1 protein-coding gene is annotated in these 1523 nt (G+C 66.4%); it reads right to left on the bottom strand.

Annotated elements, in window-relative coordinates; translation table 11 throughout:
• Positions 1–1523 (bottom strand): VCBS domain-containing protein (locus RAD10_RS41375; protein ID WP_461621964.1); only part of this gene is annotated, 1523 nt, incomplete at both ends.

The raw sequence follows: 1523 nt of genomic DNA on the forward strand, positions 1-1523 counted from the left end.
ACCGCCGCGGTGTCGCCCTCGGTGACGGACTTCGAGTCCGATGAGACTGTCGCCGCATCATTGCTGCCGGTGATGGTCACCGTCACCGTGCCGGAGGCGGTGCCGTCCTGGCTGGTCACCGTGAACTGGTCCTGGACCTGCTGGCCGGCGGTGAGCTCGTCATGGGCGCCGTTGCCGGCGTAGCTCCAGGCGCCGTCGGCATCGATCGTGAAGTCGCCATAGGTGCCGTGGACGTTCGATTGCGCGACGACATGGGCTTCGCCCGTATCCGGGTCGGTGATGCTGAGCTGACCGCTGGTGTTCAGCACCGCCGCGGTGTCGCCCTCGGTGACGGACTTCGAGTCCGATGAGACTGTCGCCGCGTCGTTGCTGCCGGTGATGGTCACCGTCACCGTGCCGGAGGCGGTGCCGTCCTGGCTGGTGACCGTGAACTGGTCCTGCACCTGCTGGCCCGCAGTGAGCTCATTGTGCGCGTCATTGCCGGTGTAGCTCCAGGCGCCGTTAGCATCGATGCTGAAGTCGCCATAGGTCCCGTGGACGTTCGTCTGCGCCACGACATGGGCTTCGCCCGTGTCGGGATCCACAATCGTGAGCTGGCCCGAGGTGTTGAGGGCGGCGGCGGTGTCGCCTTCGGTGACGGACTTCGAGTCCGAAGAGACTGTCGCCGCATCGTTGCTGCCGGTGATGGTCACGGTCACGATGCCGGAGGCGGTGCCGTCCTGGCTGGTCACCGTGAACTGGTCCTGCATCTGCTGGCCCGCAGTGAGCTCATTGTGCGCGTCATTGCCGGTGTAGCTCCAGGCGCCGTTAGCATCGATGCTGAAGTCGCCATAGGTCCCGTGGACGTTCGTCTGCGCCACGACATGGGCTTCGCCGCTGTCGGGATCGGTGATGGTGAGCTGGCCTGAGGTGTTGAGTGCCGCCGCGGTGTCGCCCTCGCTGACGGACTTCGAGTCCGATGAGACCGTCGCCGCGTCGTTGCTGCCGGTGATGGTGACCGTCACCGTGCCGGAGGCGGTGCCATCCTGGCTGGTCACCGTGAACTGATCCTGGACCTGCTGGCCGGCGGTGAGCTCGTCATGAGCGCCGTTGCCGGTGTAGCTCCAGGCGCCGTCGGCATCGATCGTAAAGTCGCCGTAGCTGCCGTGCGCATTGCTCTGCGCCACGACATGGGCTTCGCCGCTGTCGGGATCGGTGATGGTGAGCTGGCCAGAGGTGTTGAGTGCGGCGGCCGTGTCGCCTTCGGTCACCGACTTCGAGTCCGAGCTGACGGTCGCCGCGTCGTTGGTGCCGGTAATCGTGACCGTGACGGTGCCGCTCGCGGTGCCGTCCTGACTGGTCACCGTGAACTGGTCCTGGACCTGCTGGCCGGCGGTGAGCTCGTTGTGGGCGCCGTTGCCGGTGTAGCTCCAGGCGCCGTTGGCGTCGATGCTGAAGTCGCCGTAAATCCCGTGGGCGGTCGATTGCGCCACGACATGGGCTTCGCCGCTGTCGGGATCCACAATCGTCAGCTGGCCGCTGGT

This window comes from Bradyrhizobium sp. 23AC (genome assembly GCF_054863025.1).